Genomic DNA, 26,266 nt, shown 5'->3' on the forward strand with positions numbered 1-26,266 from the left:
CGCGGTGAGCAGGTCCGACAGGCAGTCGTGGACCGCGACCGTACGCGAGGTGCTCGAGAAGCCGCTGACGTCGTACTACCTCGTCCTCGCCGTCTCCGGCCTCCTGATCGGTTTCGGCATGGTGATGGTGCTCAGCTCGAGCTCGGTCACCTCGTACCAGAACAGCGGGAGCCCGTACGCCCTCGCGGGGCGGCAGGCGGGGTTCTTGGTGGCCGCGCTCGTCTTCGGGGCGATCGCGTGGAAGGTGCCGCTGCGGATGCTGCGGTGGTGCGTCTACCCGCTGCTGCTCCTCGCGCTCGTGCTGCTCGCGCTCACGTTCACCCCGCTGGGCTACGAGGTCCGCGGCAACCGCAACTGGCTCGACTTCGGCGGGCCGTTCCTGATCCAGCCCTCCGAGATCGCCAAGCTCGCGGTCGTGCTGTGGACCGCCGACCTGTACGCCCGCAAGCAGCGCCTGCTGCGCGACCCCAAGCACGTGCTGATCCCGATGGTGCCCGTCACGGGCTTCGTCGCGATGCTCGTCGTGCTCCAGCGCGACCTCGGGACCGCGCTCGTGCTGTTCGCGATCATCCTCGGCATGCTGTTCGTGGCCGGGCTGCCGGGGCGCGCCTTCCTCGTCGCGCTCTTGGGGACCGCGACGCTCGCCCTCTACTTCGTCCAGGCGAGCGAGGAGCGGATCAAGCGCATCACGTCCTTCACCGACCCGTTCGCCGACGCCCAGGGGAGCGGCTACCAGGCCGCGCACGGGCTCATGGGACTGGCGACCGGTCAGTGGCTCGGTGTCGGTCTCGGAGGCAGTCGCCAGAAGTGGGGCTCGCTCCCGGGTGCCCACACCGACTTCGTGTTCGCGGTGATCGGCGAGGAGCTCGGCCTCGTGGGCGCGCTGTGCGTGCTGCTCCTCTTCGGCCTGCTCGCGTACGTGGGCTTCCGGATCGCCCGCCGTGCCCGCGACCCGTTCGCGCGCTACGCGGCGGCCGGCATCACGGTGTGGCTGATGGTCCAGACGATCATCAACATCGGCATGGTGCTGGGGATGCTGCCGGTCATCGGCATCCCGCTGCCCCTCATCTCGTACGGTGGGTCTGCACTCGTCCCGACCGTCGTCGCGCTCGCCCTGCTGGCGAACTTCGCACGGACCGAGCCGGGGGCGGCTGCCGCCCTTCGCGCGCACCGCCGCCGACGCGGCCGGCGCACCGAGCACCGGCCCGGGAAGGTGCAGAGACCGTCGAACCCCGCACCACGACCCGTCGGACGTACCGTCCGAGAGGAAGGATGACCTGGTGGCGCTACGCGTCCTGCTGGCCGGTGGAGGAACCGCCGGCCACACCTCACCTCTGCTGGCGACCGCGGGCGCGGTCGGCCGGCTCGCTCCCGACGCCGAGATCACGGCGCTCGGGACACCGCGCGGGCTGGAGGTGACGCTGGTGCCGCAGGCGGGATATCCGCTGGAGCTGGTGCCCGCGGTGCCGCTGCCGCGCAGCATCGGCACCGACCTCCTGAAGGTGCCGGGCAAGCTCGCCGGCACGGTCAAGGCGACGGGTGAGGTGTTCGACCGCGTGCGTCCCGACGTCGTCGTCGGGTTCGGGGGCTACGTCTCCGTCCCGGCGTACCTCGTGGCCCGCAAGCGCAAGATCCCCATCGTCGTGCACGAGCAGAACGCGCTGCCCGGTGTCGCGAACAAGCTCGGTGCGCGCTTCACCGAGCGCGTGTTCACGAGCTTCCCGGAGACCCCGCTCGCCCACTCGCGCTACATCGGCCTGCCGATGCGCGAGCAGATCGCGCACCTCGACCGCGCGGCGGAGCGTGCCCAGGCGCGGGCGGAGTTCGGGCTCGACCCCGACCTCCCGACGCTGCTGGTGACCGGCGGCTCGCAGGGGGCGCGCCGGATCAACCAGGCGGTCTCCGGCGCCGCAGACGAGCTCGCCGCCGCAGGCATCCAGGTGCTGCACGCCGCCGGCCGCGTCGAGGAGGCCCAGGTGGAGCGGGCGCCGGGCGAGCCGCCGTACGTGACGCTCCCGTTCATCGAGCGGATCGACCTCGCGTACGCCGCCGCCGACGCGATCGTGTGCCGCTCCGGCGCCAACACGGTTGCCGAGGTCGCGGCCGTCGGGCTGCCGGCCGTCTTCGTGCCGCTGCCGATCGGCAACGGCGAGCAGGCGCTCAACGCCCACCCCGTCGTCGGCGCCGGCGGCGGCATCCTCGTGGAGGACGCCGCGCTGACGCCCGAGTGGGTCTCCACCGCGGTCGTGTCGCTCTTGCGCGACTCCTCGCGGCTGGAGCGGATGTCGGCTGCGGCGTCCGACCTCATGCCTCGTGACGCCGACGACGTGCTCGCCCGCGAGGTGCTGGCGGCGGCAGGCACGGAGGCGGGCCGGGGATGAGGATCGACGTCCCCTCGACCATCGCTCCCGCCGAGGAGCTCGGAACGGTCCACTTCGTCGGCATCGGCGGCGCCGGGCTCTCGGCGATCGCGCGGATCATGCTCGAGCGCGGGGTCGCCGTCCAGGGCAGCGACGCGCAGGACTCGCCGGTGCTGCGGGCGCTGGAGTCCGACGGCGCGGTCGTCCACGTCGGCCAGGCGGCCGACAACCTCGGCGACGCCCAGACGGTGGTCGCGTCCACCGCGGTGCGCGAGGACAACCCTGAGATCGTGGCGGCACGGGCCCGCGGCCTGCGCCTCTACCCGCGCTCGGCCGGTCTCCAGTCGGTGATGATCGGGCGCGACGTCGTGGCCGTCGCCGGCACCCACGGCAAGACGACCACCACGTCGATGCTCGCGACCGCCCTGGTGCGCGCCGGCCTCGACCCGTCGTACGCGATCGGCGCGCCGGTGCCGTCCCTGGGGACCAACGCCCACGCCGGCGGCGGCTCGTGGTTCGTGGCCGAGGCCGACGAGAGCGACGGCGCGTTCCTCGTCTACGAGCCGTACGGGGCGATCGTCACCAACGTCGACGCCGACCACCTGGACGTCTGGGGGACCCCCGAGGCGTACGAGGCCGCGTTCGGCGACTTCGTCGACCGGATCGACCCCGCCGGCTTCCTCGTGCTGTGCGCGGACGACCCCGGTGCGAGCAGGCTGGCCGAGCGCGCCCGCGAGCGCGGTCTGAGGGTCATCACGACCGGACTCGGCGCGGGCACCGACCTGCGCGGCGTCGACCTGCTCACCTCCGGCGGCGGCACCTCCTTCACCGTGGTCCGCGGTGACGACGAGCTGGGCCGCGTGATGCTCCAGGTGCCGGGGCAGCACTACGTCGCCGATGCCCTCTGCGCGCTCGCCGCCGCCCTCGAGTGCGGCGCGTCGTTCGCCGACGCTGCCGACGGTCTCGGCAGCTACGTCGGCGCCAGCCGCCGCATGGAGCTGGTCGGGGAGGGTGACGGCGTGCGCGTCTACGACTCGTACGCGCACCACCCCGTCGAGATCGCCGGCGACCTGGAGGCCGCACGCGCGCTGGCCGGCGAGGCGAGGGTGCTCGTCGCCTTCCAGCCGCACCTGGTCAGCCGGACGCGGATCTTCGGCGAGGCGATGGGCCGCGCCCTCGGGGCCGCCGACGAGGTGGTCGTCACGGAGATCTACCTGGCCCGCGAGGACCCGGACCCATCCGTCACCGGCCAGCTCGTCCGTGACGCGGTCGGGCTGCCCGCCGACGTCGTGCACGCCGGTGAGCCGCCCGCGACGCTCGACGCCCAGCTCGCCTCGCTCGCCCGGCGCGGGGACCTCGTCCTCCTGCTCGGAGCCGGGGACATCACGACGGTCGGTCCGCGCCTGGTGGCGCGGCTGGAGGAGAGGACAGCGGCGAGGTGACGGTGACGGACCGGTTCGCGGGGCGCCGCTGGAGGGCGCGGTTCCAGCGGCTGCGTCCGTACCTGCTCGTCGCCGTGTTCCTGGCGGCGGTCGGGGGGCTCACGTGGACGGTGCTCGAGACCCCGCTCCTCGGTGCCCACCACGTCGACGTCCGAGGTGCCGCGACGATCGGTGCGGCGGACGTCCGTGAGCAGGCGGCGGTCCCGGACGGCCGGCCGCTCGCGCGCCTGGACGTGCAGGCGGTTCGCGAGCGCGTCGAGGAGATCCCGCAGGTGGCTTCGGTCGAGGTCCGTCGCCAGTGGCCGCGGACCGTGGTGCTGGACGTCGTCGAGCGCCGCCCCGTGGCGCGGCTGTCCGGGGGTGACGACGTCCGCCTGATCGACTCCGAGGGCGTCGTCTACCCGCCGGCGGGCAAGCCGCCGCGCCGGCTGCCGTCGGTCGAGCTGGCCCCTGGCTCCGGGCCGCGCTCGGAGGCCCTGAAGGAGGTCGCGCAGGCGGTCTCGGCGATGGACGGCTCGCTCGCGCGCAAGGTGCGCGAGGTCCGCGTGGGCAGCCGGGACGCGATCACCCTCGAGCTGCGCGACGGAGCCGAGGTCGCGTGGGGGAGTGCGGACCACGCGGACCTGAAGGCGGAGGTCCTCGCCGCGCTGCTCGCCCGAGAGGCGAAGGCCTACGACGTGAGTGCACCGGAGCGCCCGACGATCGTGCCGTGAGCACGAGTCGCGCGCCAGGAGGTGCGCGAGTACGCTCCGCGGCATGAGCGCCGCTCCACGCCGCGCGACCAGGGGCACGGCAGCCGTCGGGATCGCCCAGTGCGTCGTGCTGGGCGTGGCGGCGCTGGCGATCACGGCGTGGGCGTTCGTCGAGCTCACGAAGCAGCTCGCTCTGACCACCGCGCCGCTGCTGTCGGAGGCGATGCTCTTCTGGTCGCTCGTCGGGTCCGTCGCCGTGCTCCTGCTCGCCGGCGTCGCCGGCGCGATGCTCTGGCGGGGGAGGGCGGTGGGGTTCGTCGTCCTGGCCGTGGCGTGGCTGCCGGCCGTGCCGTTGGGGTGGACGGCCGTGTCGTCGTACCTGGATCTCGTCGCGGACGAGGAGATGTCGCGTGCTGTCACGGTGTCCCTGGTGGCGGCCGGCGCGAACCTCGTCCTCGGTCTCCTGCGCGCTCCCGCGTCGTCGGCCCATCCGCCGCTGGCCCGCTGAGTCCTTCGTACGCGAGGCAAATCCTCTGTGGCCCACGTCGCGGCGGCGTGTCGGCGCCGAGGCCGCGCGGGCACCCCGTAGGTTCGTCACAGAACGCCGAGGTTGACATAACTATAACCCTGAAGTAGAGGGTTAGGGTTCGGCTCGAGACACCAAGCATGTGAGGGGCACCATCGTGGCAGCTCAGAACTACCTGGCCGTGATCAAGGTGGTCGGTATCGGAGGAGGCGGCGTCAACGCCGTCAACCGCATGATCGAGGCCGGCCTCAAGGGAGTCGAGTTCATCGCGATCAACACCGACGCCCAGGCGCTGCTGATGAGCGACGCCGACGTCAAGCTCGACATCGGACGCGAGCTGACCCGCGGCCTCGGTGCGGGCGCCAACCCCGACACCGGCCGCCAGGCCGCAGAGGACCACGCCGACGACATCGAGGAGGTCCTCAAGGGCGCCGACATGGTGTTCGTCACCGCGGGTGAGGGCGGCGGCACCGGCACCGGCGGCGCACCCGTGGTCGCGCGCATCGCCCGGTCGCTCGGCGCGCTGACCATCGGCGTCGTCACGCGCCCCTTCTCGTTCGAAGGGCGCCGTCGCGCCAACCAGGCCGACGACGGCATCGAGTCGCTGCGCGAAGAGGTCGACACCCTCATCGTCATCCCGAACGACCGGCTCCTGTCGATCAGCGACCGCAACGTCACGATGATCGACGCCTTCAAGCAGGCCGACCAGGTCCTCCTGCAGGGCGTCTCCGGCATCACGGACCTCATCACGACCCCCGGCCTGATCAACCTCGACTTCGCCGACGTGAAGTCCGTCATGTCGGACGCCGGCTCGGCCCTCATGGGCATCGGCTCGGCCCGCGGCGACGACCGCGCGGTGGCGGCGGCCGAGATGGCGGTCTCCAGCCCGCTGCTCGAGGCGTCGATCGACGGCGCCCACGGGGTGCTGCTCTCCATCGCCGGCGGGTCCGACCTGGGTCTGTTCGAGATCAACGAGGCCGCCGCGCTGGTCAGCGAGGCCGCGCACGCCGAGGCCAACATCATCTTCGGCGCCGTGATCGACGACGCGCTGGGCGACGAGGTCCGCGTCACGGTGATCGCGGCAGGTTTCGACGGCGGGACGCCCAAGCGTCGCGACGCGTCGCGTCCGGCGCTGCGCCGTGAGGCCGCCCCCGCGCGTCCGGTCCAGAAGGAGGCCCCTTCCGCGCCGGCCGCCCGTGAGGAGGCGCCTTCGCCCAGCCACGAGCGGACCCCGGTCGGAGTCCGCGCCGCGGGTTCCGACGCCGCGCAGGAGCGTCCGTCGACCAACGGCACGTCCACGAACGCGCCGGCCACCGCGGGCGGCGTGGGCAACGGCACCCGTCCGGTCCCGCCGAAGCGCCAGGCCGACCCGTTCGAGGACGACCTCGACATCCCCGACTTCCTGAAGTAGGAGATGTTCGCCTACGAGGAGTCCCTGCCGCACGTGGACCTGGCGTTCACCGACCGGCAGGGAGGTGTCAGCACGGGCCCATGGGCCTCGCTCAACCTGGCCGCGAGCAACGGTGACGACGAGGACTCGGTCCGGCGCAATGTGGCCGCGGCCGTCCAGGCGCTCGGAGGAGACCCGGCCGAGGCGTGGCTGATGCGGCAGGTGCACGGAGCCGAGGTGCACGTCGTCGACGGTGCCCCGGACACGGTGCCTCCGGAGGCCGACGCGCTCGTCACCGCCCGGCCGGGCGCGGTCCTGGTGGTCCGCGTCGCCGACTGCCTGCCCATCGTGCTCGCGGACGACGAGGCCCGGGTGGTCGGCGTCGCGCACGCCGGCCGCAGGGGAGTCGTCCTCGACGTCGCCGCGGCGACCGCCGAGGCGATGCGCGACCTCGGAGCCCGGCAGATCAGCGCCTGGATCGGTCCGCGGATCTGCGGGCGCTGCTACGAGGTGCCCGAGGAGATGCGTGGCGAGGTCGCCGCACGCCTTCCCGTCGCGTGGGCGGAGACGACCTGGGGCACGCCGGCGCTGGACCTCGCCGCCGCGGCCGCCGAACAGCTGGAGAAAGTCGGAGTGAGCGTGCACGACCTGGCCTCCGAGCACGCGGTCTGCACCTACGAGGACGAGGAACGCTACTTCTCGTACCGGCGGCAGGGCGAGAAGTCCGGCAGGCTCGGCGGGCTCGTACGGATCCGCCCGTGAGCACCCGTCGCGAGGAGCTCTCCCGCAACCTCGAGTCCGTACGCCGCCGCATCGCCGACGCGGCGACCGAGGCGGGACGCGCGCCCGACTCGGTGACCCTCGTCGTGGTGACCAAGACGTACCCCGCCTCCGACGTCGTCGACCTGGCCGCGCTCGGCGTCACCGACGTGGGGGAGAACCGCCACCCCGAGGCGGCCCGCAAGCGTGACGAGGCCGGCGAACAGGCTGCAGGCCTGCGCTGGCACTTCGTCGGGGCTCTCCAGACGAACAAGGCGGCCGCCGTCGCCCGCTATGCCGACGTCGTCCACTCCGTCGACCGCCCACGGCTCGTCGACGCCCTCGCGAAGGGCGCCGTCCAGGCCGGCCGCGAGGTCGAGGTGCTGATCCAGGTCAACCTCGAGGGCCGCGACGACGACCCGGTCGGGCGCGCGGGTGCCGATCCGGGCGACGTCCTCGCGCTCGGCGAGCGGGTCGCCGCCGCCGAGGGACTCGTCCTCGGCGGGGTCATGGCGGTCGCCCCGCTGGGCGCCGACCCCGACCCGGCGTTCGCGCGGCTGGCCGAGATCTCGGCCAGCCTGGCCGCCACCTTCCCCGGGGCGACGGCGATCTCGGCGGGCATGAGCGGGGACCTCGAGGCCGCCGTACGACACGGCGCGACACACGTAAGGATCGGGCGTTCAGTGCTCGGAGAGAGGCCACCGCTCGGGTAGGTTGAGTGCGACAGTGAGCACCGTTCAACCCGAAGTGGTTCCAGGGAGGTCAGGCGATGGCTGGCGCGATGCGCAAGATGGGTGAGTACCTCGGCCTCGTCGAGCAGTCGGGCGAGTACGACGACTACGACGACTACGAGACGGACATGGAGACGCCCCGTCGTCCCGCGGCACGGCCTGCCGCGCACGACGTCGAGTCTCGCACCGTGGCACGCATCGACGAGCGTCGTCGCCCTGCTCCTACGCCCGGGCCCACGGCTGTCCCGGCTCCGGCGGAGTTCACCAGGATCACGACCCTGCACCCGCGGACGTACAACGAGGCACGCACGATCGGCGAGCACTTCCGCGAGGGCACCCCGGTCATCATGAACCTCACGGAGATGGACGACAACGACGCCAAGCGTCTCGTCGACTTCGCCGCGGGCCTGATCTTCGCCGTCTATGGCTCGATCGAGCGGATCACCAACAAGGTCTTCCTGCTGTCGCCGCCGAACGTGACCGTGACGGCCGAGGACCGCCAGCGCCTTGCGCAGGGCGGGTTCTTCAACCAGAGCTGACGCGAGGCACACTGTCGTCCATGGTCGTTGCCGGCGAGATCATCAACTTCATCCTGTGGGCTTGCATCCTGCTCTTGCTGGCCCGCTTCATCATCGACTGGGTCCAGGTGCTGTCGCGCTCGTGGCAGCCCAAGGGTTTCGTGCTCGTCCTTTGCGAGGCCGTCTACTCTGTGACGGACCCCCCGATGCGCGCCGTGCGCCGGGTCATCCCGCCGCTCCGTCTCGGCGGGATGGCACTCGACCTGTCGCCGATGGTGCTGCTGATCGGGCTCTACCTCCTGCAGATCATCAATGCACAGATCTTCTTCAGGTGAGCAGGACACTTCATCGGGGGAGGGAGCCGCACTAGTGTGGTCTCCCGCAGGGTGCCGCAGGCACTGCTTCCCCCACCGAGTACCGTTGTCAGGACTGTCCGATGAAACATGACCCCGAGGTGAAACCATGCCGTTGACGCCAGAGGACGTGCGGAACAAGCGATTTACCCCGGTCAGGCTTCGTGAGGGCTACGACATGGGCGAGGTCGATCAGTTCCTCGACGAGGTCGAGGCCGAGCTCGAGCGTCTGACCCTGGAGAACGAGGACCTGCGGAGCAAGCTTGCCGCCGCCTCGACCGGCTCCGGCTCGTCGACCTCTTCGTTCGACACCTTCCGCGCCCCTGCCCCGGCTCCGGCCCCGATCGCTGCTCCGCCGCCGCCGCCCGCACCGACCCCGGTGCCTGCCGCCGCCCCGACCTCCTCGGTCGGCGACGCGTCGAGCGCGGCCGCGCGGCTCCTGGAGATCGCGACGCACAACGCCGACGAGCTCGTCGAGGCGGCCAAGAACGAGGCCGACCGTATCCTCGGCGAGGCCCGCACCAAGGCCGACCGCGTCGAGAACGAGGCGCGTGGCAAGGCCGAGCGCCTCGAGAGCGAGGCCCGCATGCGTGCCCAGAAGCTCGACGCGGAGACGGCAGAGCGCCGCCAGCAGGCGTTCGGCAACATCGAGAAGGAGCGTGACGACCTCAACCGCGAGGTGGAGCGTCTGCGCACCTTCGAGCGCGAGTACCGCAGCCGCCTCAAGAGCTACTTCCAGGCGCAGCTGTCGCACCTGGAGGGTGAGCAGTCGGTCGCCGCAGCGCTCCCGACCTCGGCTCCGGCTCCCGCCGCCGTGCACAGCTCCACCCCGGAGCACGCTCCGCGCCGCCTCAAGTCGCTCTTCGGCGACGACGACGTGCGCTCCTGAGCCACCCGTACGACAGAGAGGGCCCCGTACGACCGCAAGGTCGTACGGGGCCCTCTGTCTGTGTCCTGGCCTTGCCCGGCCGCCCCGCTCGGGTACCCCAGCGAACGTGCACTGCCCCGAGCGGGCCCCGTGGGGTCGGTGAGGCTCCGCTGGGGTATCCCAGCGGAGCCTCACCCACGGGCTGTCAGGCCTTGACGAGCGAGACGGTGACGCCGAGGTCCTCGTCGGTGGCGGTGAACCCGCCCTCGAGCGCGGCACCCTCCGTCAGCTCCCGCGCGAGCACCTCGCCGGCGATCTGGTCGGTGTGGGTGCGGAGGGCGTCGGCCGCGTCACCGGTGGCCGACCAGGTCACCCGGATGCGGTCGCTGACCTCGAGCCCGGCGTTCTTGCGTGCCTCCTGGAGCATCCGGACGACCTCTCGGGCCACGCCGGCGCGGATCAGCGCGTCGTCGAGCTCGAGGTCGAGGGCGACGGTCTCGCCCTGGTCGTTGACGACCGCCCAGCCCTCGCGGGGTCGCTCGGAGACGATGACGTCGTCCGCGGTCACGGAGACGGGCTCGCCCTCGACCTCGAGGTCCAGCGTGAACGCGCCGCCGTCGGCGACGCCGGCCGCGAGTGCAGCGGCGTCCGCGGCCGCGACGGCCGAGGCGACCGTGGGCGTCTGCTTGCCGAAGCGCTTGCCGAGGCTGCGGAAGTTGCCCTTCGCCGAGTACTCGACCAGGTCCCCTCCGGCGCCGGCGAGCGACTCGAGGCTGCCGACGTTGAGCTCGTCACAGACCTCCGTCCGCAGCTCGGCACCGAGCTGGTCCCAGGCGCGCGAGGGCACCAGGGCGCGTCGCAGCGGCTGGCGCGTACGGACCTTGGCCTCCGCGCGAGCGGCGCGGCCGAGCTCGGTGATCCGGCGGGCGAGCGCGACCTGCTCGTCGAGCCCCTTCACGACCAGCGTCTCCTCGGCGACGGGCCAGGACGCGAGGTGCACCGAGGCCGCGGCCTCCGGGTCGGCCGGACGGAACAGGTCCTGCCACACGCGCTCGGTCACGAACGGCGTCAGCGGCGCCATCAGGCGCGTCAGCACGTCGAGCGTCTCGTGCAGCGTCGCGAGCGCCGACGGGTCCCCGTCCCAGAACCGACGCCGCGACCGGCGGACGTACCAGTTGGACAGGTCGTCGATGAACTGCGACAGCAGGGCACCGCTGCGCTGGGTGTCGAAGCGCTCGAGGCACGTCGTCACCTCGCTGACCAGCTCCTGGGTGCGTGAGGTCAGCCACCGGTCGAGCACCGGACGCTCCGCGACCGGCGGCGCGCCGTCGGCCGGCGACCACCCCGCCGTACGGGCGTACAGGGCGTGGAACGCGACGGTGTTCCAGTACGTCAGGAGGACCTTGCGGACGATCTCCTGCAGCGCGCCGTGACCGACCCGCCGCGCCTGCCACGGCGAGCCGGAGCACGCCATGAACCACCGGACGGCGTCCGCGCCGTGCTCGTCCATGAGCGGGACCGGCAGCAGGATGTTGCCGAGGTGCTTGGACATCTTGCGGCCGTCCTCGGCGAGGATGTGGCCGAGGCAGACGACGTTCTCGTACGAGTTCTGGTCGAAGACGAGCGTCGAGACGGCCATCAGCGAGTAGAACCAGCCACGCGTCTGGTCGATCGCCTCGCAGATGTACTGGGCGGGGAACGCCTGGCGGAACTTCTCCTCGGACCCGGGCAGGTGCGGGTAGCCCCACTGCGCGAACGGCATCGAGCCGGAGTCGAACCAGGCGTCGATCACCTCCGGCACACGCCGGTAGGTGCCCTCCTCGCCGTCGAGGGTGAAGGTGACGTCGTCGATGTACGGGCGGTGGGGGTCGAGGCCGGCGAGGTCCCGCCCGCTGAGCTCGGACAGCTCGGCCAGCGACCCGACGCAGACCAGCTTGGACGGGTCGGCGTCATTGCGCCAGATCGGCAGCGGCGTACCCCAGTAGCGGTTGCGCGACAGGGACCAGTCGATGTTGTTGCGGAGCCAGTCGCCGTACCGGCCCCACTTGATCGTCTCGGGGAACCAGTTGGTGCCCTCGTTCTCCCGCAGCAGCGCGTCCTTGGCGGCCGTCGTACGGACGTACCACGCGGGGGAGGCGTAGTACATCAGCGGCGTGTGGCAGCGCCAGCAGTGCGGGTACGTGTGCTCGTACGGGACGTGGCGGAACAGCAGTCCACGCGCCTCGAGGTCGTCGACGAGCGTCGCGTCGGCCTTCTTGAAGAACGCGCCGCCGATGAGATCGAGGTCGGCGAAGAAGTGCCCGGTGGGGTCGATCGGGTTGACCATCTCGACGCCGTTGCGCCGGCAGGACTGGAAGTCGTCCTCGCCGAAGGCGGGAGACTGGTGCACCAGACCGGTGCCGTCCTCGGTCGTCACGTACTCCTCGTTGACCACGAAGTGCGCGCGGCCCGGCCACTCGACGATCTCGAACGGGCGCTGATACGTCCAGCCGACGAGGTCGGTGCCCTCGAAACGTGCGTCGACGGTCCACCCCTCGCCGAGCACCTGGTCCATCAGCGGCTCCGCCACCACGAGGGTCTCGTGGCCGTTGCTCGCGGCAACGTAGGTGACCTCGGCCTTCGTGGCCACCAGGGCGTTGGACACGAGCGTCCACGGCGTCGTCGTCCAGACCAGCAGCGACGCCTCGCCGGCCAGCGGTCCGGAGGTCAGAGGGAACCGGACGTAGACCGACGGGTCGACGACGGTCTCGTACCCCTGGGCGAGCTCGTGGTCGGACAGGCCGGTGCCGCAGCGCGGGCAGTACGGGGCGACGCGGTAGTCCTCCTTGAGCAGCCCCTTCTCGAAGATCTGCTGGAGGGCCCACCACACGCTCTCGACGTACGGGGTGTCCATGGTGCGGTACGGGTCCTCGGTGTCGACCCAGTAGCCCATCCGCTCGGTCATCTGCTCGAACAGGTCGACGTTACGCAGCACGGCCTCGCGGCACTTGGCGTTGAACTCGGCGACGCCGAACGCCTCGATGTCCGGCTTGCCGTTGAAGCCGAGCTCCTTCTCGACGGCGATCTCCACGGGGAGGCCGTGACAGTCCCACCCTCCCTTGCGCTCGACGAGGTAGCCCTGCATCGTGCGGAAGCGCGGGAAGACGTCCTTGAACACGCGCGCCTCCACGTGGTGGACGCCCGGCGTGCCGTTGGCGGTGGGTGGGCCCTCGTAGAAGGTCCAGCGGGGAGCGCCCTCGCGGCGGGCGAGGGACTCCTCGAAGGTGCCCTCGCTCTCCCAGAGCGCGATGACGTCGCGTTCCATGGCAGGGAGGTCCACATGGGCGGGGACGGGACGGTACGCGGCGGTCACGGGCTTCCTCCGACAAGTCTGCAGTGGTGCTCGGCTTGGCGAAGGGACGAGGCCTCACGGCCCCGCGGTACCACCCTCCTTGGCGTACGGCGAGGCGTACGCCCTCTCGTGGCGTGCCGCTGCGCGGGTCTACTGACCTCGTCCGGCGGGCCGTACGAGGTGTTCTTCCGGCGGCTCCGGGGTGATGCGGCGAGCGGCTGTGCTCCGGGCTCCCACCGTCCCCGGATCGCTTCGGCACAGGGGTCGTTCGTCGCGTGTCCCCATCGATACCTGCGGCTCCGGCAAGTCTAGTGCAGAGCACCGAATGGGGGCGCGGGGGTTTCGTCCAGGGCGACACGCGGCAAATCGGCTTGTGAACCGCTCAGGCCGCGCCTACAGTTCGGGCACCACGTCACATCGAGGCAATCCAGAGCGGATCGCCTCGATGTGTGGCATTTCGTGCACATCGAGGGGGCTCAGAGATGGCAAGCACGACCAAGACGCGAGAGGCGAGCGCGGTGAGCCGCGGCGCCGCAGCGGTGAAGGCTGCCGCGCGCAAGGTGGGGGCGGCCAAGAAGGCACCCGCGAAGAAGTCCGCGCCGGCGAAGAAGTCCGCGCCGGCCAAGAAGACCGCCGCGAAGAAGGCAGCGCCCGCGAAGAAGGCCGCCGCGAAGAAGGCAGCGCCCGCGAAGAAGGCCGCCGCGAAGAAGGCAGCGCCCGCGAAGAAGGCAGCGAGCAAGAAGGCCACGGCCAAGAAGGCAGCGCCCGCGAAGAAGAGCACGGCGAAGAAGACCGCCGCCAAGAAGACCACGACGGCCAAGAAGGCGACGGCCACCAAGGCAGCGCCCGCGAAGAAGGCCGCGGCCAAGAAGGCGCCCACCAAGAAGGCGCCCACCAAGAAGACGACCGCGAAGAAAGCCGCGGCGAAGAAGTCCCGTACGACAGGAGCGAAGAAGACTGTGACCAACCCCACTGTGGCAACGCCGGGATCGCTTGCGGTCAAGCCGGACGAGACGCCTTGGACCGCCGAAGAGCTGGGAGAGGTGCGTGACGGGCTGGTCGCAGACCGTACGCGGCTCCTCGAGGAGATCGGGATCGCCGAGCGCGGGCTCGCCGACCTGCTCAGCGGGGGCGTCGACGGCGCCGGCAACGACCAGGCCGACGTGGGGTCCACGTCGCTGGAGCGCGACGCCGAGATGTCGCTCGTGGCCAACCACCGCGAGCTGCTCGTCCAGGTCGAGAAGGCCCTCGAGCGGATCGAGTCCGGGACGTACGGCAACTGCGAGAACTGCGGGCAGCCGATCGGGAAGATGCGGTTGATGGCGTTCCCGCGTGCCACACTGTGCATGACATGCAAGCAACGCGAGGAACGTCGCTGACCCCCGAGAGCGACCCCGTCCACCCCCGAGCACGCTCGAAGAGGATCGTGCTCTTCGGGGTGGTGGCAGTTCTCGGCTACCTCACCGACCTCATCACCAAGATCGTCGCCGTCGCCCGCCTCGAAGACGCGGACCCGGTCGTCGTCATCCCCCACGTCCTGCACCTGACCTTCCTGCGCAACCCCGGCGCCGCCTTCGGGATGGCGACGGGGTTCACGATCGTCCTCACGGTCATCGCGTTGACGGTGTGCATCGTCGTGATCCGGATGGCGCGCCAGCTCCGCGACCCGATGTGGGCGATCGGCCTCGGCCTTCTGCTGGCAGGAGCGCTCGGGAACCTCACCGACCGGGTCTTCCGCGAGCCGTCGCCCCTCCAGGGGCACGTGGTCGACTTCCTGCAGTTCCCCGACTGGCCGCCCAGCTGGCCGGTCTTCAACATCGCCGACGTCATGATCAACGTGGCTGCGGTGATCATCGTCGTCCAGACGATCCGCGGAGTCGGCCTCGACGGCACGAAGGTGTCCAAGAAGGCGTCCGAGGAGTCGGCATGACGGCAGATCCCGTCGGGGCTGAGCAACGGGCGTACTTCGTGCCTGACGGCCTGGCGGGCGAGCGGCTCGACGCAGCCCTCGCCCGCCTGCTCGGCCTCTCCCGTACGCGGGCGGCCGAGCTGGTCGCCGACGGCCACGTGACGGTGGACCACCAGCCCGCGGCGAAGTCGGACCGCGTCGAGGCGGGTGCCTTCCTCGAGGTGACGATCCCGCGCCGGCGCGACGTCGCCGAGGTGGTCCCGGAGATCGTGGAGGACCTGCGGATCGTGCACGACGACGACGAGATCGTCGTGGTCGACAAGCCCGCCGGCGTCGCCGCGCACCCGAGCGTCGGCTGGACCGGCCCGACGGTCGTCGGCCATCTCGCCGGCGCCGGGTTCCGGATCAGCACCTCGGGCGCCCCTGAGCGTCAGGGCATCGTCCAGCGGCTCGACGTCGGGACCAGCGGCCTCATGGTCGTCGCGAAGTCCGAGCACGCCTACACCGTCCTCAAGCGCGCCTTCCGCAACCGCGAGGTCGACAAGACCTACCACGCGCTGGTCCAGGGCCACCCGGACCCGTTGGAGGGCACGGTGGACGCCCCGATCGGGCGTCATCCCAAGCACGACTGGAAGTTCGCGGTGATGGCCGACGGCCGCGCCAGCGTCACCCACTACGAGACGCTCGAGGCGCACCGCTTCGCGAGCCTGCTCGAGATCAAGCTCGAGACCGGGCGTACGCACCAGATCCGGGTCCACATGGCGGCTCTCAAGCACCCGTGCGTCGGTGACCCGCTGTACGGCTCCGACCCGACGCTGACCAAGCGGGTGGGCCTCGACCGGCAGTGGCTGCACGCCGTGCGCCTCGGCTTCGAGCACCCTCGTACGCGGGACTGGATCACGTTCGAGTCGCCGTACCCGGCCGATCTCCGGCACGCCCTCGAGGTCATCCGCGCGGCAGACTAATCTGTCAGCCCCGGTCGTCTAACCTGAACTTCTCTGAACCCCTCCCGTACGTGTGCCTGAGGAGGCCCCACCCCCATGTCGAGCGCCGACTCGTTCGTGCACCTGCACGTCCACACCGAGTACTCCATGCTCGACGGCGCGGCACGACTGACGGAGATGTTCGCGCGGACCGCCGAGCTCGGCATGGACGCGATCGCGATGACCGACCACGGCAACGTCTTCGGCGCGTACGACTTCTACAAGAAGGCCAAGGCGGCCGGGGTCAAGCCGATCATCGGCATGGAGGCCTACCTGACGCCCGACACGCACCGTACGGAGCGCAAGCGGGTCCAGTGGAACAAGGGCGGCAGCGACGACGTCTCCGGCGGCGGCGCGTTCACCCACATGACGTTGCTGGCGCAGAGCACGGCCGGCATGCACAACCTCTTCCGGCTCTCGTCGCGCTCGTCGATCGAGGGGTTCTTCTACAAGCCGCGCGCCGACCGGGAGCTGCTCTCGGAGTACGCCGAGGGCCTGATCGCGACGACCGGGTGCCCGTCCGGCGAGGTGCAGACCTGGCTGCGGATCGGTGACTACGCCCGTGCGCGGCAGTCGGCGGCGGAGTTCATGGACATCTTCGGCCGCGAGAACTTCTTCGTCGAGCTGATGGACCACGGCCTCTCGATCGAGACGCGCGTGCGCGACGACCTGCTGCGGCTCGCCAAGGACCTCGACCTGCGGCTCGTGGCGACCAACGACTCCCACTACACCCACCCCGACGACGCCACGGCCCACGAGGCGCTGCTGTGCGTGCAGTCCGGCAAGACGCTCGCCGACCCGACGCGCTTCAAGTTCGACGGGAACGGCTACTACATCAAGTCCCCGCAGGAGATGCGTCAGCTCTGGGAGCGCGACGCGGGGCTGCCCGAGGCGTGCGAGTCGACCCTCCTGATCGCCGAGCGCTGCGAGGTCGAGTTCAGCGAGGGCATCGGCACGTACATGCCGCGCTTCCCGGTCCCTGAGGGCGAGTCCGAGGAGACCTGGCTCCTCAAGGAGGTCGACCGTGGGCTGGCCGCGCGCTACCCCGACGGCATCACCGAGGAGGTCCGCGAGCGTGCCGACTTCGAGGTCGACGTCATCCTCAAGATGGGCTTCGCCGGCTACTTCCTCGTCGTCGCCGACTTCATCAACTGGGCCAAGGAGAACGGCATCCGGGTCGGGCCCGGCCGTGGCTCGGGCGCAGGCTCGATGGTCGCGTACGCGATGCGGATCACCGACCTCGACCCGATCGTCCACGGCCTGCTCTTCGAGCGGTTCCTCAACCCCGACCGCGTCTCGATGCCGGACTTCGACGTCGACTTCGACGAGCGTCGGCGCGGTGAGGTCATCCGCTACGTGACGGAGAAGTACGGCGACGACCGGGTCTCGCAGATCGTCACGTACGGCACGATCAAGTCGAAGCAGGCCGTCAAGGACGCCTCGCGCGTGCTCGGCTACCCGTTCTCGATGGGGGAGCGGATCACCAAGGCGATGCCGCCGCTGGTGATGGGCAAGGACGTCCCGCTCAAGGAGATCTTCAACGCCGAGCACCCCCGCTACAACGAGGGCGGCGAGTTCCGGTCGCTGTACGACACCGACCCCGACGCCAAGAAGGTCGTCGACACCGCCGTCGGGCTGGAGGGCCTCAAGCGCCAGTGGGGCGTCCACGCCGCCGGCGTGATCATGTCGAGCGAGCCGCTGCTCGACATCATCCCCGTGATGAAGCGTGAGCAGGACGGCGCGATCATCACGCAGTTCGACTACCCGACCTGCGAGTCGCTCGGGCTGATCAAGATGGACTTCCTGGGGCTGCGCAACCTCACGGTCCTCGACGACGCCCTCGACAACATCCGCAGCAACCGCGGCGAGGAGGTCGTCCTCGAGGACCTGACCCTCGACGACGCCGAGACGTTCGCGCTGCTGAGCCGCGGCGACACGCTCGGGGTGTTCCAGCTCGACGGCGGGCCCATGCGGGCGCTGCTGCGCAGCATGCGTCCCGACAGCTTCGAGGACATCTCGGCCGTCGGCGCGCTCTACCGTCCGGGCCCGATGGGCGCCGACTCGCACAACAAGTACGCCCGCCGCAAGAACGGGCGCGAGAAGGTCGAGCCGATCCACCCCGACCTCGCCGACGCGCTCGAGGACATCCTCGGCGAGACGTACGGCCTGATCGTCTACCAAGAGCAGGTCATGGCGATCGCCCAGCAGCTGGCGGGCTACTCGCTCGGACAGGCCGACCTGCTCCGCCGTGCCATGGGCAAGAAGAAGAAGTCCGAGCTGGACAAGCAGTTCGAGAACTTCTCCGCCGGCATGAAGGAGCGCGGGTTCTCCGCGGCGTCGATCAAGACGCTGTGGGACATCCTGCTGCCCTTCTCCGACTACGCGTTCAACAAGGCGCACTCGGCGGCGTACGGCGTCGTCTCGTACTGGACGGCCTACCTCAAGGCGCACTACCCGGCCGAGTACATGGCCGCGCTCCTCACCAGCGTGCGCGGCGACAAGGACAAGTCGGCGATCTACCTCAACGAGTGCCGCCGGATGGGCATCAAGGTGCTGCCGCCCGACGTCAACGACTCCGAGGCCAACTTCACCGCCGTCGGCCCGGACATCCGCTTCGGCCTGTCGGCGGTCCGCAACGTCGGCCACAACGTCGTCGACGCGATCGCCGAGGCCCGTACGGAGAAGGGCGCCTTCACCGACTTCTCCGACTTCATGGAGAAGGTCCCGCCGGTCGTCTGCAACAAGCGGGTGATCGAGTCGCTGATCAAGTCCGGCGCGTTCGACTCGCTCAAGCACCACCGCCGTGCGCTGGTGACGATCCACGAGGACGCCGTCGACCAGTACGTCGACCTCAAGCGCAACGAGGCGATCGGCCAGGACTCGCTCTTCGCCGGCCTCGACGACAGCGACGCCGGGTTCGCGGGCACGTCCGTGGTCGTCCCCGACCTCGACGAGTGGGACAAGACGACCCTGTTGGCCCACGAGCGGGAGATGCTCGGCCTCTACGTGTCCGACCACCCGCTGTTCGGCCTCGAGCACGTCCTCCGCGCGGCCAGCGACTGCACGATCGGCGACCTGCTGGCCGACGAGGACCGTCCCGACGGCACGAACGTCACCGTCGCGGGCCTGGTCACGTCCATCCAGCGCAAGCTCACCAAGAAGGGCGACCCCTGGGCGATCGTCACCGTCGAGGACCTCGAGGGTGCCGTCAACGTCATGCTCTTCCCGTCGGTCTACACCTTGTCGGGCCACCTCCTCGTCGAGGATGCGGTGGTGGTGGTCAAGGGGCGCCTCAAGCGCAAGGAGGACACCCCCGAGATCTCGGCCACCGAGCTGAGCGCGGCCGACCTCAGTGTCGGTGACGACGGTCCCGTGGTGCTCACGCTGCCGACGGCACGCTGTACGCCGCCGACGCTCGACTCGCTGCGCGAGGTCCTGTCGAGCCACCCGGGTGCGACCGAGGTGCACCTGCGTCTCGTCGGCAGCCGCAGCACCAAGCTCATGCGGCTGGACGCACGGCTGCGGGTGAACCCGTCGTCCTCGCTCATCGCCGACCTCAAGGCCCTCCTCGGGCCCGGGTGCCTCGCCTCGTGACCACCACGGACCCCCGACCTCCGGGGACGGTGGCGACGGTCGTCGGGTTCCTCGTGGCAGGCGTGCTCGCGGGGGTCGCGTGGGCCTGGCTCGCCGAGCCGCTGCGGTACACGGTCGTCCGGGTCGACGACCGCTCCGGGCTCAGCGCGGACGAGGTGGCGGCCTCCGCCGCGTTCGGCGTGCTCCTCACGTACGTGTGGGTGAGCGCGCTCGCGGCCGCGCTGTGGTCGGCGTTCGCCACCTGGCGCTGGGGGCGGGAGGGTGGCACCCTCGTCATCGTCCGTACGGCCCTCGGCGCGGCCGCGGCGGCGTTCGTCGCCTGGGGCGTCGGCGTGCTGCTCGGGCCGCCCACCCCCGAGGTCGGCTCGCGACCGGCCGGTGCCGAGGTCTCCGCTCGCCTCGAGATCGATGCGTACGGCATCTTGCTCGTCTGGCCCGTGGCGGCGCTGCTGGCGCTGATCCTGGTCGCGTGGCTGACGCTTCCGCGCGAGCCGGCCGAGGAGCTCCGCGCCGTCGAGCACGCCTGAGTGCATCGCGGTTGTCCGCCGCGCCCGCCTGGGGCAGGGTGGAGGCAGGCCGGTGACCTCGTACGACGGCGGCCGCCTCGCGGCATCGCCTCGGCAGGAGCCGGGAACGCACGCAGAGAGGGGCGCGGATGCACTTTCAGTGGCTGACCGAACAGCTTCCGTCCGACGAGATGCTGGCGACGGTGGTGATGGATGCCAGCCGGGACACCGAGAGCGGCGACAGGACCGTCGCTGCGCGATGGTCGGAGCTTCGCAAGTCGCTGGACGGTGCGGGCATCACGAAGGAGATGGCGGGCGTCCTCGAGGAGCAGGCGCTGCAGCCGACGCGCGGTGCCGGGCCGCACGGGCGCCTGATCGTCGCGGGGGAGAGCGGGGTCCTGATGGACCGCCTGCTGCTGTTCCCGCCGCGCAAGGACGAGGCCGTGCTCTCGATGGGTCCGGACGTGTTCGCCCTGGCCCGCGAGGCCGACGACACCGTCCGCTACCTGCTCGCGGAGATCGACCGTACGGGCGCCGACGTCACGCTCTACGACTCGACGTCGGGAGCCGTCGGCGGTGAGCCGCACCGCGAGCGCGTGGACGGCAGCCACGACGTCCTGAACAAGATCCGGGGCGGAGGGCTGTCCCACAAGCGGATCGAGAGCAGGGTCGAGGACTCCTGGGAGCGCAACGCCGAGACGGTGGCTGCCGACCTCGACCGGATCGTGACGGAGCGTCGCCCGGACCTGCTCGTGGTGACGGGTGACGTACGGGCGGTGGCGCTGGTGCAGGCGGCGCTCGGCGCGGCCGCCCGCGAGATCACCGAGCACGTTCCCGGCGGGTCGCGCAACAACGAGGTCCACAGCGCGTTCGAGGCGCGCGTCGACGAGGCGCTGGAGGCGTTCCGGATCCGCCGGCGCGAGGCCGTGATCGGCCGCTTCCGCCAGGAGCTGGGACGCAACGCGATGGCCGTCACCGGTCTCAACCGCGTGCTCGACGCGCTGCGCAAGGCCCAGGTCGAGGAGCTGCTGATCTCCGATCCGGTCGCGGGCCCGGTGAGCACGCTGGCCGACACGAAGGTCTGGGTGGGAGACAAGCCGCTCGAGCTGTCGATGCACCGCGACGAGATCCGTCAGCTGTCCTCCGGCGATGCGCGGGCGCGCCGCGCCGATCTCGCGCTCGGCACGGCCGCCGCCGTCCAGGACGCGGGGATCACGATCGTCTACCACGACGACGAGATCCTCACCGACGGGATCGGAGCGCTGCTGCGTTGGGATCCGGCCAAGCCGTCCGGGGTGGTCGAGCCCGGCTGACGCCTAGCGGCGGGCGATCGGGGCGAGGGCGGCGCGGGTGAGTGCGACGAGGTCCGCAGGTGCGAGGCCGACGTCGTACCCGCGCCGCCCACCTGAGACGTACACGACGTCCCACTCCTCGGCGCTCGCGTCCACCACGGTCCGCAGCGCCCGCTTCTGGCCGAGCGGCGAGATCCCTCCGACGACGTAGCCGGTCACCCGCTCGGCCAGCGCCGGGTCGGCCATCGCGGCCTTCTTCGCGCCGACCGCCTTGGCGAGACCCTTGAGGTCCAGCTGGGCGTCGACGGGGACCACACCGACGACGAGCGTCCCGTCGCAGTCGGCGAGCAGCGTCTTGAACACCTGCGCGACCGGCACGCCGAGCGCCTCGGCCGCCTCGAGGCCGTACGAGGTGGCGCGGGGGTCGTGCGCGTACGGGTGCGCCGTCCAGGGCACGCCGGACTTCTCCAGCACGCGGGTCGCGGGCGTGCCGGTGGACTGCTTCTTTGCCATGGGTCTCCGAGATCAGTTGGGGGACCAGGACGTCCGGGCGACGTCGACGGCGGGGAGGCTGGGGACCGCGCGCATCGCGGCGATCTCGGTCAGCATCAGGTGGTGGTAGTAGCGCAGGCGCTCGGCGGCGTCGTCGGCCTCGAGGAGCTCCTGGCGGTCGGGGAGCGTGAGGACGGCGCTGGAGGCCAGCAGGTACGAGAGGTCGACCGGGTCGCCCGGGAGCTCCTCGACCTGGGCGTCGAGCCGGAAGCGGTTGAGCTCGGTGCGGTAGGCGTCGAAGACCGCGTGGGCGCGGTCGGCGGCCTGGTCCACGCCCTCGCCGACGGGCTCGTCGAGGTCCTCGACGTGGCCCCACATGAAGCTCTCGCCGGTGACCCCGGCGTCGAGGCGGATCCGCCCCAGCGCGTCCACGGTGAGGTCGTACCGGCCGTCGTCGTAGCCGGTCACGTCGGTGAGGACGACCTCGACACCGACCCGGTGGATCGACTGGACGCCGCTCTCGCCGACCTCGTACCCCTCGCGGATCGACACGATGCCGAAGCGCCGCTCGGCCTCGGGCAGCGTCAGCAGGTAGGCGACGAGGTCGCGGTAGCGGTCCTCGAAGACGTGCAGCGACAGCGTCTGTCCGGGAAGGACGACGCTCCCGAGCGGAAAGAGCGGGATCGAGCGGGCCACCTCGCCAGCCTAACCACGCCGGGCGGTCAGGAGCGCCGTATCAACGGCTGCCGTGGTGGGTGTCGCCCCGCGTACCGTCCGTAGACTTGAGTCATGATCCGTCGCACCGACCTGCGGGACACCCCTGCGGGCACGACCGCCGCGCAGTACCGCGCGATGCTCCCGCGCGCGCCGTTCGACGTCGAGGCGGCCGTCGCCGTCGTCCGGCCGATCGTCGACGACGTACGACACCGGGGCGTCGAGGCAGTCCTGGATGCGACGGAGCGGTTCGACCACGTACGCCGCGAGACCCTCGCGGTCGACCCCGCCGAGACGCGCGCGGCGCTCGAGGCTCTCGCGCCGGACGTCCGCGCGGCGCTGGAGGAGTCGATCTCCCGGCTGCGCGCCACCTGCGAGGCCGAGCTCGAGTCCGACGTCGTGACCGAGGTCGCTCCCGGGGCGCGGGTGGAGCGTCGCATCGTCCCCGTCGGCCGGGTTGGGCTCTACGTGCCGGGCGGCCTGGCGCCGCTGGTCTCCAGCGTCATCATGAACGTCGTCCCCGCCCAGGTCGCCGGGGTGGCGTCGCTGGCGCTCGCGACCCCACCGCAGCAGGAGTTCGGCGGTGCCCCGCACCCGACGGTGCTGGCGGCGTGCGCGCTGCTCGGCGTCGAGGAGGTGTACGCGGTGGGCGGCGCCCAGGCCATCGCGATGTTCGCCTACGGCGCAGGCCCGTGCGAGCCGGTCGACCTGGTCACCGGACCCGGCAACATCTACGTGGTCGCGGCCAAGCGGATCGTCCAGAGCGTGACCGGCATCGACTCCGAGGCGGGCCCGACCGAGATCGCGATCCTCGCCGACGACACCGCCGACCCGGCGTTCGTCGCCGCCGACCTCATCAGCCAGGCCGAGCACGACCCGCTCGCCGCCGCGGTGCTGGTGACGCCGAGCGCCACGCTCGCCGACGCCGTCGACACCGAGCTCGCCCGCCAGGTCCCGGCGGCCAAGCACGCCGAGCGCATCGAGACCGCACTGACGTCGCCGCAGTCGGCGACCGTGCTGGTGCGTGACGTCGCGCAGGGGCTCGACGTCGTCAACGCCTACGCGGCCGAGCACCTCGAGATCCAGACCGCGGACGCCGCGACGGTGGCCGGGGCTGTGACGAACGCCGGTGCGGTGTTCGTCGGTGGCTGGTCGCCTGTCTCGCTCGGCGACTACGCCGCCGGCTCGAACCACGTGCTCCCCACCGCGGGCTGCGCGTGCCACTCGTCGGGGCTGTCGGTGCGCTCCTTCTGCAAGAGCATGCAGGTCGTCTCGTACGACGAGCGCGCGCTGCGTCAGATCGGGCCCCAGGTCGTCGTCCTCGCCGAGGCGGAGGACCTTCCCTCGCACGGCGCGGCCGTGACGGTGCGCCTCGACGCACCCGAGGGGAGCGCCTCGTGAGCGTCCCCGACTGGGTGCCGATCCGCGACGACCTGCGCCCGTACGAGCCGTACGGCGCGCCTCAGCTGGACGTGCCGGTCCAGCTGAACGTCAACGAGAACCCGTACGGCCCGTCCAAGGCCACCGCCGACGAGATCGCGGAGTCGCTGCGTACGGCAGCGACCGAGCTCAACCGCTACCCCGACCGGGAGGCGTGGGCGCTGCGCGAGGCGCTCGCGGAATACCTCGGGCACGGCCTGAACGCAGGCTCGGTCTGGGCCGCGAACGGGTCGAACGAGATCATGCAGCAGATCCTGCAGGCCTTCGGGGGCCCCGGTCGTACGGCTGCGTCGTTCACGCCGACGTACTCGATGTATCCCGAGTACGCCCGCAACACCCACACCCGGTGGGTCGTCGGGCGCCGCGCGGAGGACTTCACCTTCGATGTCGAGGCCGCGCTGGCGCTGATCGCCGAGGAGCAGCCGGACGTGGTGCTGCTCGCCTCGCCCAACAACCCGACGGGGGAGTCGCTGACGCTCGAGGCGGTCCGCGCCGTCTGCGACGCGGCGCCCGGCATCGTGGTCCTCGACGAGGCGTACGCGGAGTTCCGGCGGCCGGACACGCCGACGGCGCTGTCGGTGCTGGCCGACTACCCGCGGCTGGTCGTCACGCGCACCATGAGCAAGGCGTTCGCCTTCGCCGGAGGGCGCCTCGGCTACCTGGCAGCGGACCCGGCGGTCGTCGACGCGCTGCGCATCGTGCGCTTGCCGTACCACCTCTCGACGGTCACCCAGACCGTCGCACTGGCGGCCCTGCGCCACGCCGACGAGATGCTTGCCCGGGTCGCCGAGCTCCGCGCGACGCGCGACGAGACCGCGGCCTGGCTGCGCGCGCAAGGCCATGACGTCGTCGACTCGGACGCCAACTTCATCCTCTTCGGCACCTTTGCCGACCGCCACGCCGTGTGGCAAGGCCTGCTCGACCGCGGTGTCCTGATCCGGGAGACCGGCCCCGACGGCTGGCTGCGCGTCAGCATCGGGACGCCCGAGGAGATGGCCGCCTTCCGCACCGCCCTGACCGCCACCCTGGCCACCCCCGCACCCCGCGAGGAGAACGCATGACCACCACGATCGAGACCACCGGCCCTCGACGGGCCCGCGTCGAGCGCAAGACGTCCGAGTCCCACGTGGTGGTCGAGGTCGACCTCGACGGGACCGGGACCCACGACATCGCGACGGGGGTCGGGTTCTACGACCACATGCTGACGGCGCTGTCGCGGCACTCGCTGATCGACCTCACGGTCCGCTCGGAGGGAGACCTCCACATCGACGCCCACCACACGGTCGAGGACACCGCGATCTGCATCGGTGAGGCGATCAAGGCGGCGCTGGGCGACAAGGCGGGCATCCGACGCTACGGCGACGCGCTCGTCCCGCTCGACGAGGCGCTCGCGCAGGCCGTCGTCGACGTGTCCGGCCGGCCCTACTTCGTGCACTCGGGCGAGCCGGACTCGCAGGTCACGGTCGTCATCGGCGGCCAGTACAGCGGATCGCTGACCCAGCACGTCCTCGAGTCGCTCGCGCACCACGCCGGGCTCACGATGCACGTGCGTCTGGTCGCCGGTCGCGACCCGCACCACATCGCCGAGGCTCAGTACAAGGCCGTGGCACGCGCGCTGCGCCAGGCCGTCGAGCGCGATCCCCGCGAGACCGGCGTCCCCAGCACGAAGGGGGCGCTCTAGGTGGGCGCGGACGTCGTCGTGCTCGACTATGGGTCGGGCAACCTGCGTTCTGCCGTACGGGCGATGGAGCGGGCGGGCGCCGACGTCACGCTGACCGCGGACTTCGACACGGCGCTGGAGGCCAAGGGCCTCGTCGTCCCTGGGGTCGGCGCGTTCGCCGCGTGCATGCAGGGACTGCGCGCGGTCCGCGGCGACCGGGTGATCGGACGGCGTCTGGCCGGCGGCCGCCCGGTGCTCGGGATCTGCGTGGGCATGCAGATCCTCTTCGAGACCGGGATCGAGCACGGCGTGACGACGGACGGCTGCGGCGAGTGGCCGGGGACCGTCGAGCGCATCGAGGCCGACATCGTGCCCCACATGGGCTGGAACACCGTCGAGGTCCCGACCGGTTCGACGCTCTTCGACGGGATCGAGGACGAGCGGTTCTACTTCGTGCACTCCTACGGCGTCCGGCACTGGGAGCTCGACGACACGCACCCGTCGATGCCGGCACGCGTGACGTGGACCTCGTACGGGGGCGACCGCTTCGTGGCGGCAGCCGAGAACGGCCCGCTGTCGGCGACGCAGTTCCACCCGGAGAAGTCCGGCGACGCGGGTGCTGCGCTGCTGCGCAACTGGGTGACGTCGCTCTCCTGAGCGGCGCGGGGGCGCGGGTTGCGTTCAGGCCGCACGAAACCCTGACCGT

24 protein-coding genes are annotated in these 26,266 nt (G+C 71.3%); 21 read left to right on the plus strand and 3 right to left on the minus strand.

The window, feature by feature from the left end; translation table 11 throughout:
- The first annotated feature begins 4 nt into the window (after window positions 1-4).
- The 11 genes from ftsW (at window position 5) to NYZ95_RS13965 (ending at window position 9,660) form a co-directional block, all read left to right on the plus strand.
- Window positions 5-1,276 carry a putative lipid II flippase FtsW gene (gene ftsW / locus NYZ95_RS13915; RefSeq protein ID WP_262851909.1) on the plus strand — a complete coding sequence of 424 codons (1,272 nt, stop codon included), beginning with the start codon at window positions 5-7 and terminating at the stop codon, window positions 1,274-1,276.
- A gap of 1 nt (window position 1,277) precedes the next feature.
- On the plus strand, window positions 1,278-2,381 hold the full coding sequence (gene murG / locus NYZ95_RS13920; RefSeq protein ID WP_262852045.1) for an undecaprenyldiphospho-muramoylpentapeptide beta-N-acetylglucosaminyltransferase: 1,104 nt from the start codon (window positions 1,278-1,280) through the stop codon (window positions 2,379-2,381).
- Window positions 2,378-3,802, plus strand: coding sequence for a UDP-N-acetylmuramate--L-alanine ligase (gene murC / locus NYZ95_RS13925; protein ID WP_262851910.1), 1,425 nt, complete (start codon window positions 2,378-2,380; stop codon window positions 3,800-3,802). The genes murG and murC overlap by 4 nt, the downstream gene beginning before the upstream one ends.
- Window positions 3,799-4,515, plus strand: a complete 717-nt coding sequence (locus tag NYZ95_RS13930) for a cell division protein FtsQ/DivIB (protein WP_262851911.1) — start codon at window positions 3,799-3,801, stop codon at window positions 4,513-4,515. The genes murC and NYZ95_RS13930 overlap by 4 nt, the downstream gene beginning before the upstream one ends.
- A 43-nt stretch (window positions 4,516-4,558) precedes the next feature.
- Complete coding sequence (locus NYZ95_RS13935; RefSeq protein WP_262851912.1) at window positions 4,559-5,002, plus strand: hypothetical protein; 444 nt, start codon at window positions 4,559-4,561, stop codon at window positions 5,000-5,002.
- A gap of 172 nt (window positions 5,003-5,174) precedes the next feature.
- Window positions 5,175-6,431: a cell division protein FtsZ gene (ftsZ, locus tag NYZ95_RS13940; RefSeq protein ID WP_262852046.1), complete on the plus strand. Its 1,257-nt coding sequence runs from the start codon at window positions 5,175-5,177 to the stop codon at window positions 6,429-6,431.
- 3 nt (window positions 6,432-6,434) lie between these two features.
- Window positions 6,435-7,172, plus strand: a complete 738-nt coding sequence (gene pgeF / locus NYZ95_RS13945; RefSeq protein ID WP_262851913.1) for a peptidoglycan editing factor PgeF — start codon at window positions 6,435-6,437, stop codon at window positions 7,170-7,172.
- A complete protein-coding gene (locus NYZ95_RS13950) occupies window positions 7,169-7,882 on the plus strand; it encodes a YggS family pyridoxal phosphate-dependent enzyme (protein WP_262851914.1) in 714 nt (237 codons plus the stop codon). The genes pgeF and NYZ95_RS13950 overlap by 4 nt, the downstream gene beginning before the upstream one ends.
- Window positions 7,883-7,938: 56 nt before the next feature.
- Complete coding sequence (locus NYZ95_RS13955) at window positions 7,939-8,439, plus strand: cell division protein SepF (protein WP_262851915.1); 501 nt, start codon at window positions 7,939-7,941, stop codon at window positions 8,437-8,439.
- Window positions 8,440-8,459: 20 nt separating this feature from the next.
- Window positions 8,460-8,753 carry a YggT family protein gene (locus tag NYZ95_RS13960; protein ID WP_262851916.1) on the plus strand — a complete coding sequence of 98 codons (294 nt, stop codon included), beginning with the start codon at window positions 8,460-8,462 and terminating at the stop codon, window positions 8,751-8,753.
- Between the two features lie 127 nt (window positions 8,754-8,880).
- Window positions 8,881-9,660, plus strand: a complete 780-nt coding sequence (locus NYZ95_RS13965; protein WP_262851917.1) for a DivIVA domain-containing protein — start codon at window positions 8,881-8,883, stop codon at window positions 9,658-9,660.
- 184 nt (window positions 9,661-9,844) lie between these two features.
- Here the strand turns inward: NYZ95_RS13965 and ileS are convergent, their stop codons facing one another.
- Window positions 9,845-12,991 carry an isoleucine--tRNA ligase gene (gene ileS / locus NYZ95_RS13970; protein WP_262851918.1) on the minus strand — a complete coding sequence of 1,049 codons (3,147 nt, stop codon included), beginning with the start codon at window positions 12,989-12,991 and terminating at the stop codon, window positions 9,845-9,847.
- 461 nt (window positions 12,992-13,452) lie between these two features.
- Between ileS and NYZ95_RS20460 the strand changes: the two genes are divergently transcribed.
- The 6 genes from NYZ95_RS20460 to NYZ95_RS14000 all read left to right on the plus strand — a co-directional run bounded on the left by NYZ95_RS20460 (window position 13,453) and on the right by NYZ95_RS14000 (window position 21,275).
- Window positions 13,453-14,349 carry a TraR/DksA family transcriptional regulator gene (locus tag NYZ95_RS20460; RefSeq protein ID WP_308212247.1) on the plus strand — a complete coding sequence of 299 codons (897 nt, stop codon included), beginning with the start codon at window positions 13,453-13,455 and terminating at the stop codon, window positions 14,347-14,349.
- Between the two features lie 47 nt (window positions 14,350-14,396).
- A complete protein-coding gene (lspA, locus tag NYZ95_RS13980) occupies window positions 14,397-14,900 on the plus strand; it encodes a signal peptidase II (protein ID WP_262851919.1) in 504 nt (167 codons plus the stop codon).
- A complete protein-coding gene (locus NYZ95_RS13985; RefSeq protein WP_262851920.1) occupies window positions 14,897-15,844 on the plus strand; it encodes an RluA family pseudouridine synthase in 948 nt (315 codons plus the stop codon). Before lspA ends, NYZ95_RS13985 begins: the two co-directional genes overlap by 4 nt.
- 75 nt (window positions 15,845-15,919) lie before the next feature.
- On the plus strand, window positions 15,920-19,456 hold the full coding sequence (gene dnaE, locus NYZ95_RS13990) for a DNA polymerase III subunit alpha (RefSeq protein ID WP_262851921.1): 3,537 nt from the start codon (window positions 15,920-15,922) through the stop codon (window positions 19,454-19,456).
- The gene (locus tag NYZ95_RS13995) at window positions 19,453-19,983 is read left to right on the plus strand and encodes a hypothetical protein (RefSeq protein ID WP_262851922.1); all 531 of its coding nucleotides are present in this window, start codon (window positions 19,453-19,455) and stop codon (window positions 19,981-19,983) included. The genes dnaE and NYZ95_RS13995 overlap by 4 nt, the downstream gene beginning before the upstream one ends.
- Before the next feature lie 128 nt (window positions 19,984-20,111).
- Complete coding sequence (locus tag NYZ95_RS14000; protein ID WP_262851923.1) at window positions 20,112-21,275, plus strand: baeRF2 domain-containing protein; 1,164 nt, start codon at window positions 20,112-20,114, stop codon at window positions 21,273-21,275.
- Window positions 21,276-21,278: 3 nt separating this feature from the next.
- Here NYZ95_RS14000 and ybaK read toward each other — a convergent pair whose 3' ends face one another.
- The gene (gene ybaK / locus NYZ95_RS14005; protein WP_262851924.1) at window positions 21,279-21,767 is read right to left on the minus strand and encodes a Cys-tRNA(Pro) deacylase; all 489 of its coding nucleotides are present in this window, start codon (window positions 21,765-21,767) and stop codon (window positions 21,279-21,281) included.
- A 12-nt stretch (window positions 21,768-21,779) separates the two neighbouring features.
- Window positions 21,780-22,442, minus strand: a complete 663-nt coding sequence (locus NYZ95_RS14010) for an LON peptidase substrate-binding domain-containing protein (RefSeq protein WP_262851925.1) — start codon at window positions 22,440-22,442, stop codon at window positions 21,780-21,782.
- Window positions 22,443-22,535: 93 nt separating this feature from the next.
- Here NYZ95_RS14010 and hisD point away from each other — a divergent pair, with 93 nt between their 5' ends.
- The 4 genes from hisD to hisH are packed head-to-tail and all read left to right on the plus strand — an operon-like array spanning window position 22,536 to window position 26,217.
- Entirely contained in the window at window positions 22,536-23,861 is a 1,326-nt protein-coding gene (hisD, locus tag NYZ95_RS14015; protein WP_372500476.1) for a histidinol dehydrogenase, read from the plus strand.
- Window positions 23,858-24,961: a histidinol-phosphate transaminase gene (locus NYZ95_RS14020; RefSeq protein WP_262851926.1), complete on the plus strand. Its 1,104-nt coding sequence runs from the start codon at window positions 23,858-23,860 to the stop codon at window positions 24,959-24,961. The genes hisD and NYZ95_RS14020 overlap by 4 nt, the downstream gene beginning before the upstream one ends.
- The gene (gene hisB / locus NYZ95_RS14025; RefSeq protein ID WP_262851927.1) at window positions 24,958-25,581 is read left to right on the plus strand and encodes an imidazoleglycerol-phosphate dehydratase HisB; all 624 of its coding nucleotides are present in this window, start codon (window positions 24,958-24,960) and stop codon (window positions 25,579-25,581) included. The genes NYZ95_RS14020 and hisB overlap by 4 nt, the downstream gene beginning before the upstream one ends.
- Window positions 25,582-26,217, plus strand: a complete 636-nt coding sequence (gene hisH, locus NYZ95_RS14030) for an imidazole glycerol phosphate synthase subunit HisH (protein WP_262851928.1) — start codon at window positions 25,582-25,584, stop codon at window positions 26,215-26,217.
- Window positions 26,218-26,266 lie beyond the last annotated feature (49 nt).

Source organism: Mumia quercus (assembly GCF_025506335.1).
Taxonomy (GTDB): domain Bacteria; phylum Actinomycetota; class Actinomycetes; order Propionibacteriales; family Nocardioidaceae; genus Mumia; species Mumia quercus.

Excerpts from the sequence above, each read along its gene's own strand:
- murC (WP_262851910.1), top strand. The coding sequence starts at position 2,378 with ATGAGGATCGACGTCCCCTCGACCATCGCTCCCGCCGAGGAGCTCGGA.
- NYZ95_RS13935 (WP_262851912.1), top strand. The coding sequence starts at position 4,559 with ATGAGCGCCGCTCCACGCCGCGCGACCAGGGGCACGGCAGCCGTCGGG.
- pgeF (WP_262851913.1), top strand. The coding sequence starts at position 6,435 with ATGTTCGCCTACGAGGAGTCCCTGCCGCACGTGGACCTGGCGTTCACC.
- NYZ95_RS13955 (WP_262851915.1), top strand. The coding sequence starts at position 7,939 with ATGGCTGGCGCGATGCGCAAGATGGGTGAGTACCTCGGCCTCGTCGAG.
- NYZ95_RS13960 (WP_262851916.1), top strand. The coding sequence starts at position 8,460 with ATGGTCGTTGCCGGCGAGATCATCAACTTCATCCTGTGGGCTTGCATC.
- NYZ95_RS13965 (WP_262851917.1), top strand. The coding sequence starts at position 8,881 with ATGCCGTTGACGCCAGAGGACGTGCGGAACAAGCGATTTACCCCGGTC.
- NYZ95_RS20460 (WP_308212247.1), top strand. The coding sequence starts at position 13,453 with ATGGCAAGCACGACCAAGACGCGAGAGGCGAGCGCGGTGAGCCGCGGC.
- NYZ95_RS13985 (WP_262851920.1), top strand. The coding sequence starts at position 14,897 with ATGACGGCAGATCCCGTCGGGGCTGAGCAACGGGCGTACTTCGTGCCT.
- dnaE (WP_262851921.1), top strand. The coding sequence starts at position 15,920 with ATGTCGAGCGCCGACTCGTTCGTGCACCTGCACGTCCACACCGAGTAC.
- NYZ95_RS14000 (WP_262851923.1), top strand. The coding sequence starts at position 20,112 with ATGCACTTTCAGTGGCTGACCGAACAGCTTCCGTCCGACGAGATGCTG.
- ybaK (WP_262851924.1), bottom strand. The coding sequence starts at position 21,767 with ATGGCAAAGAAGCAGTCCACCGGCACGCCCGCGACCCGCGTGCTGGAG.
- hisD (WP_372500476.1), top strand. The coding sequence starts at position 22,536 with ATGATCCGTCGCACCGACCTGCGGGACACCCCTGCGGGCACGACCGCC.
- hisB (WP_262851927.1), top strand. The coding sequence starts at position 24,958 with ATGACCACCACGATCGAGACCACCGGCCCTCGACGGGCCCGCGTCGAG.